This is a genomic window from Aquabacterium parvum (genome assembly GCF_001447195.1).
In the GTDB taxonomy this organism is placed as follows: Bacteria; Pseudomonadota; Gammaproteobacteria; order Burkholderiales; family Burkholderiaceae_C; genus Aquabacterium; species Aquabacterium parvum.
In genome coordinates, this window is the sequence record NZ_LFRI01000076.1 from 1 (window position 1) to 6,503 (window position 6,503).

5 protein-coding genes are annotated in these 6,503 nt (G+C 61.2%); 1 reads left to right on the plus strand and 4 read right to left on the minus strand.

What is annotated here, in order from left to right:
• On the plus strand, positions 1–224 hold a 224-nt coding region (locus ABG80_RS23345), incomplete at its 5' end, for a hypothetical protein (protein WP_235513720.1).
• Here ABG80_RS23345 and ABG80_RS02070 read toward each other — a convergent pair.
• The 4 genes from ABG80_RS02070 to ABG80_RS02085 all read right to left on the minus strand — a co-directional run.
• Positions 218–1,303 (minus strand): SEL1-like repeat protein, encoded by a 1,086-nt coding sequence (locus tag ABG80_RS02070; protein ID WP_058086128.1) that lies wholly within the window; start codon positions 1,301–1,303, stop codon positions 218–220. The genes ABG80_RS23345 and ABG80_RS02070 overlap by 7 nt on opposite strands.
• Positions 1,300–2,409, minus strand: a complete 1,110-nt coding sequence (locus tag ABG80_RS02075) for an SEL1-like repeat protein (RefSeq protein ID WP_152987417.1) — start codon at positions 2,407–2,409, stop codon at positions 1,300–1,302. The genes ABG80_RS02070 and ABG80_RS02075 overlap by 4 nt, the downstream gene beginning before the upstream one ends.
• Before the next feature lie 9 nt (positions 2,410–2,418).
• Positions 2,419–4,458: a phospholipase D-like domain-containing protein gene (locus ABG80_RS02080; RefSeq protein WP_058086130.1), complete on the minus strand. Its 2,040-nt coding sequence runs from the start codon at positions 4,456–4,458 to the stop codon at positions 2,419–2,421.
• Between the two features lie 39 nt (positions 4,459–4,497).
• A partial coding sequence (locus ABG80_RS02085; protein ID WP_152987418.1) for a type VI secretion system Vgr family protein occupies positions 4,498–6,503 on the minus strand: 2,006 nt, incomplete at its 5' end.

The window sequence follows — 6,503 nt, forward strand, 5'->3', positions numbered from 1 at the left end:
TGTGCTCATCTTCAGGTCCTCAAAACTCCCAGAAACTGAGCGTCATTGCACACAAACCTGGGAGTTCTGACCATCCCCAGTTGCCAGGTTTGATCAGTGTTCATCGAGGATGTGGCAGTTTTGCAGGGCCGACGACATCCGCCGACGAGCATCACACCAGCAATGGCGAAAGCGATCAGGGTGAGACGACCTGCAGCACGATCGAGCATGGCCCGTTTCATTGACCTGCCTGAATTGGCCGCCCGGTCTTGGGGTCAAGGCCTTTGGCGCGCGCCATCTCCTCGATGCGCTTCTCAGGAGGCAAAGGCGGCGGCACGTTGGCCTTGTGCTCCTCCAGCCACTTGAACTTGCCATCCCATGGCGGCAGCTTGGCCGGTGGCAACGGCACGATCTCGTCGATCTCGGGGACTTTGGGGTCGAGATATTCGTAGTCGGAGAGAAACTCCCAAATGATCTTGTAGCGTCTCACGCGCTCAAGGTCAGGCTCTAGGCCCAAGTAACCAATTTCCGTAGGGTCTACAAGTTTGAACCCTTTAGCCAGCCTACTCGCGGATTGAGCATGACCTGCCTTGGCGCCCCACTGATATACCTCCATGGCCTCTTCTGGCTTTTCTTCGTAAATGTAGACGCCAAGACCCAAGGCTGCCTCTGCGTGACCTTGCTCTGCCGCGCAACGCAGCATCTGCAGACCGATCTCTACCACCTCGGGCGGGTGACGCCTGGTATCAATGAGCTTGTCTCCAATCAGGTACTGAGCATCCGGGCTACCCAAGTCCGCAGCCTTTCGGTAATAGCGCTTACCCAAATCAAAGTCGCCGACAACGCCATAGCCCTGCATGAGGTAATTGCCCATGTCGTGGTAGCCGCCTGGGATGCCGCGTTTAATCAGGTCTTCGACCAGACCCACACTTTCCTTGATGGGGTTGGGGCTTTGTGCCTGACCATTTTTGAGCATGCCACGCAAGGCGAGGTTGGCTTTGTCGTGCCCATGTGCGGTCGCAACACGCACCAAGCGCTCGATGGCAGGGGAGACGGATGGATCATCTTTGAGCAAATTGTTGCGCCGCAGCCAGCGGGCGTGCTGATAAAGCTGATCAGCTTCAGGATCACGCGCGGGGATGTGGTCAGCTTCTTTGGCGCAGGTGAAAGCGGCATCGGGCCGCAGGCCGGCCAAGTCGGGTGTGGAGGAGATGGTCACACGGGAGTCTTTGGCCTGACAGCCGCCGACGAGCATCACACCAGCGATGGCGAAAGCCATCAGGGTCAGACGACCTGCAGCACGATCGAGCGTGGCCCGTTTCATTTACCTGCCTGAATCGGCCGCCCGGTCTTGGGGTCAAGGCCTTTGGCGCGCGCCATCTCCTCAATGCGCTTCTCAGAGGGCAAAGGTGGGGGCACGTTGGCCTTGTACTCTTCCAGCCACTTGAACTTGCCATCCCATGGCGGCAGCTGGGCCGGCGGCAACGGCACGATCTCGTCGACCTCGGGGACTTTGGGGTCGAGATAGTCGTAGTCGGAGAGGAATTTCGTGATGATTTCGTAGCGACGGGCGCGTTCGGAGTCAGGCGTCACGCCCAAGTACCCAATTTCCTTGGGGTCAACGAGCTTGAACCCCAACTCCATCCAGCTTGCGCATTGACTGTTCCCTGCTTTCGCCCCGAACTGGTATGCCTCCATGGCCTCTTTGGGCTTTTCTTCGTAGATGTAGACACCAAGGCCAACTGCTGCCTCCGCGTGCCCTTGCTCTGCCGCGCAGCGCAGCATCTGCAGACCAATCGCCACCACCTCGGGCGGGTGACGCCGGGTATCAATGAGCTTGTCTCCGATCAAGTACTGCGCATCCGGGCTGCCCAAGTCCGCAGCCTTTCGGTAGTAGCGCTTGCCCAAATCAAAGTCGCCGACAACGCCATAGCCCTGCATGAGGTAATTGCCCATGTCGTGGTAGCCGCCTGGGATGCCGCGTTTAATCAGGTCTTCGACCAGATCCACACTTTCTTTGATGGGGTTGGGGCTTTGTGCCTGGCCATTTTTGAGCATGCCACGCAAGGCGAGGTTGGCTTTGTCGTGCCCATGTGCGGTCGCAATTCGCACCAAGCGCTCGATGGCTGGGTAGACGGATGGATCGTCCTTGAGCAAATTGTTGCGCCTCAGCCAGCGGGCATGTTGGTAAAGCTGATCGACTTCAGGATCACGCGGAGGGATGCGATCAGCTTCTTTGACGCAGGTGAAGGCGGCATCGGGCCTCAGGCCGGCCATGTCGGGGGTGGCTGAGATGGTCATGCGGGTGTCTCTGAGAAAAAAGTGGCGTTTAACGCCATACGCGCCAACAACCATGATCAGCAGCGCGATCACGATCAATCCCAGACGCCAAGCCTTGCGGGAGTTTGGGGTAAGAAGAGGGTTGAACATGCGGCGTTGTCAGTCCCAATCTTTGCGGCTGGGGTCTGTTCGCAGGAAGGCGTCCAGTGGTGCGACAGGTGGCATGCGCTTTTGGCTCAGGCTGCGGTTTACCGACAAGATTCGTTGCCATGCCTCGTAGGCTTTTTGCGGCGGCAGCTCAGCAATGCGCTGTCCTCCCGCTGCCTGATTCTTCGTATGCAAATCCCACAACTTCTGCCGAGCCGGCTTGGAGACCTCGGGCCGGTCATGAATGATGTTCAATTCGCTGTCGGTTTCCATGCTTCGGGTGTTGATGTTGGCGCTGCCCAGGGTCATGAACGTGTCGTCAATGATCATGAGCTTGGCGTGAATGTAAGTCTCCACCCAGTCTTGGCCGGCAGCAGTGTCCGGCGCCACGATTCGACAAATCAGCGTCTTCAGACCCGGGGTGGACACCTCGGCGGCTGAGATGGTTTGCTCTGACCAGTCGTCAAGCTCCTGCTGGGCATGCCTTTGTTGAATCGTGGCCGCCTTTATGCGCGCGTTGGCGCTCTCGTACCGCTTGGTGATGCTTTCTGAAGTACCCGGTATCCCCGACAGCAAGCGCGCCTCGCTGTCAAGCGCCTGTTTCTGAGCGCTAGCCCGTTCCAATTCCGCCGTCGCGGCGTCCAGGCTGGCCTGCTTCTGCTTGTACTGCTCTACCTGCGAAGGCGGCAGCTCTCCGCGCTCGATCCTGGCGTCACGGGTTGCGCTGGGCATGCTCGCGCCCCGCCCGAGGCTTTCCAGCATGCGTTGGGTGTTGTTCGCTCCATCGCCCATCCCGTCATTCGAGGTGTTGGTGATGACAAACAGGTACAAGCTGCCGTGCTCCTCCGGCTTGCGCCCATTCTGCGCCAACGTTCTGGCGTGCTGCTTGATGCGCTCAGCCAGCACAGGCCAACGGAAGTACTGATTTTCGATGTAAATGAGTTGCGTGGCGTTGTTCACCGCCTGCAGGTACATCCTCTCGATGTCCTTGATCCGCTTCTTGTCTTTGCTGCCTTGAGGCTGGGTCCGCAATATCTGAGCACTCAGGGCGACGTCCTCTCCTCTGGGTCGCTGCTGGTATCTGACATTTGTGGCCTCCGGAAGCCGGTCACCTGCGATGCTTCCCATGTTCTCCAACCCAGCCTTATTCCAGGCCGACTGGAAGTTGTCATACAAGTCAGCAAGGATCGGTCCGGTCAATCGCGAAGAGAAATCTTGACGAGGCAGCGGAGCGTTGGCGCCTTTGCTCGGATCCTGCGGGCGCCCCCTCATGCGATGCTCATTGGTGTCCCAGTACCAGTCGAGCATGTTGTGCCCCATGACAAAGCCAACGGCTTGCTCGGCACTTTCATGATCGATCAAAACCATTTTCTGGTGGTGAGAGGGGAAAGTGGACAAGACGCCTCTGGCCTTGGGTGAAATACCTTGATCCATGTATCGATCGCTGGCGATCGACGCCCTGTCGGCGGCACTGAAACCTCTGCCGACGAAGGTCAGGTTTTTCATGGAGTTGTCATCGGTGAACCAGCGATAGGCGCCACGAAAGGTCTGAGCGATGCGGGTTGCACGCGGAGCCTGGGCGTCATAGACGGAGAACCAATGCTCGCTGTACTCATGCTGTTCGTCTGTTGTGCCAGCAAGTTGATCCTTGTAGGCAAGGATTCGCCGCCCAGGGGTGTTGGGCTCTACTTTGCCCGTCACACCAATCTTGCGACCCAGGGGGTCAAAGGCCCAACTCAGCACCCGCACCTTGACGTTGTCTCGGGCCTTCTGTTCCAACAGCTCTCCAATGCTGGGGCTTCTCTTGTCGCCACGAATGAAGTGCATGCTGGGCTGAAACCCCCAGCAAATGATGCAAACACTCGTCTGCGCCGCAGCAATGGCCTCATGGACAGCGCGAAAGGCCTCTTGACCATTGATCAGCAAACCAAACGTTGCAGCCTTGCGGGAGTACTCGGTGCCAGCCAAAAACCATGGCGGGGTGAGTTGCACACCCATGCTGGCTGAGCGCTGAGCCGCGACGGTTGTCTTTTTGCTAGGGTCTTGGGACATTTGTATTCACAAGCGGGAAGAGTCTGGCGACCACCGGATTCAGCGGGTCGTGTTGACACGGGCGTTCAATGCTTCCTGGTACTCGCCACGAGCTTCGCTGGCACCCTGTTTGGTGTCGCCCTTGAAAACGCCGCTGGCAGCCAATGGGCCTTCTTTGCTGTTTCGATACTCATTGACCACGGGGATCTCGTAGGTCATGCCGTTGGCCATGACCACTTTGTATTGTTCGATGGCGGGAGCATGCTTGAGGTGAATATCACCAGCCTCGTCGAGCACACCTTCGCCGACCATGGCTCCGTTGGCGAAGACCTTGTATGGCATGCCAGCCCACCCTGACTTCTGCCCGAAGGGGGTGCTGTCAAAGCTGATCGTGAATGGTGTCGTGAGCGTGCTGGTGGGGAAACCCGGCATGTCCTGGCTCAATCGCTGCGGACCCACCATCGACTTCTGCCCCGCCTTGACCGTGATCTTGCCCGGGCACTGTGCCGTGAACTGTCCGCCCTCGATCGTGATGCTCGCGCCGCCCGCTACCGACAGCACCACGCGCTTGGCCGCAGCGATGTTGACCACCCCACTGGCCGTCTTGAGCTCCAGCGTCTGCTTGGCAGCGATCTGCGCGGGCCCAGCTTGCGCCTGCATGTCGATCGGCCCTTGTGCCGCGATCACGGTGATGCCTTTGCCTGCCGCTTCTGCGCCCGGCTGAATCGCCCCAGCCAACACCCCGATTCCCTGCGCCGTGTGCACGCGCACCTGCCCACCCACGGCCCAGTGGCTGTCTTGCCCGCTGGCGATCTGGGTGGTGTCCTGGCTGCTGAGGTGCAGGTCTTGCCCTGCGGTGAGGCCGATGCCCGCTTTGCCGACCAGCGCGATGTTCGGGTCGGCCATGTGGGGCAGCTTGTTTGCGCCGGCTGCCGTGGCCTTGTCTGCCGCGTCGGCGATCGCGTTGGGCAGGCTCGTGGTGCTGACGGTGCCCATGAGGCTTTTGGTGAGGGCCGCAGCCGGTGCCAGCGCGTCGTCCAGCGTGCTTTGCTTAGCGGCGCGGCTGCCAGCGGCCGTTGCCACGCCCACTGTCTGGTGCGTGGTGGCGGCTTGGTGGAAGGTCTCGGCCAGTTGCTGCATCTGGCGCGCGAGAGCGATGCCGGCTGCGTTGTCTCCTGCTGGCTCGGCGGTCTGACCCAGGCCATTGCGCAGGCTGAAGGTGCTGAGCATCACGCCACGTGCGGCTCGCACACCGCCCCAGGCATCCGATCGCAACTCAAAGCCCAGGCCCCGGAAGCTGCCCCGGTGGTTGTCGGCCTGGTGCAGCAGGTGGCCCATTTGCAGCCAGGTCTGCGCCTGGGTGGTATGCAACTGGGTGCGCAACTGCTCGGGCGTGTCGTCCCACACCAGTTGGTTGTGGCCGCTGCCGCCGAACTCCTTGCTCTTGATGCCGCTCAGCGCAGCTGCGTTGGCCTGGCCTTGTGCGCCGGGCGTGGCCGCTGCGCTGGCCGCGCCGTGCCAGGCGGGGCTGTGGCCGCCTGCGCCCGAGCCGATGAGGTTGCCTTGCGAGGCGGGCGTGTGGTCGGTGGAATGGGCCAGCGCGTCGAGGGCGACTTCTGCGGCGGCGCCACCGGGCGTGGGCGCGATGCCCGACTCGCCCTGGCCGTTGTAGAGCGCAGCCATGACCACCGGGCGGTCGATATCCCTGCCCAGGAAGGTCACCAGCACCTCCTGCCCGATGCGCGGGATGAACTGGTGGCCCATGCCCGGGCCCGACAGGCGCTGCACCACGCGCAGCCAGCAGCTGTGGTCGCTTTGGCGTCTTTGCGGCGAGTCGATGCTTTGCCAGTGGAAACGCACCTTCACGCGGCCCATCTTGTCGGTCTGCAGCTCGTGGGCACCGCTGGGGTGTTCGCTGCCATCGGGGCCCACGACGATGGCCGTTTGCGGCCCCAGCGCGGTCGGGCGTGGGCGGGGTCGCAGGCCGGTGTCGTCCATGAGCACGGGGCGCCAGGGCACGTCGCGGCGAACGGCCTGGAACTGGCAGGCAAAGCCGGTGCGCTCGG

Coding starts and splice junctions, on each gene's coding strand:
- ABG80_RS02080 (WP_058086130.1), bottom strand. CDS start 4,458: ATGTCCCAAGACCCTAGCAAAAAGACAACCGTCGCGGCTCAGCGCTCA.
- ABG80_RS02075 (WP_152987417.1), bottom strand. CDS start 2,409: ATGTTCAACCCTCTTCTTACCCCAAACTCCCGCAAGGCTTGGCGTCTG.
- ABG80_RS02070 (WP_058086128.1), bottom strand. CDS start 1,303: ATGAAACGGGCCACGCTCGATCGTGCTGCAGGTCGTCTGACCCTGATG.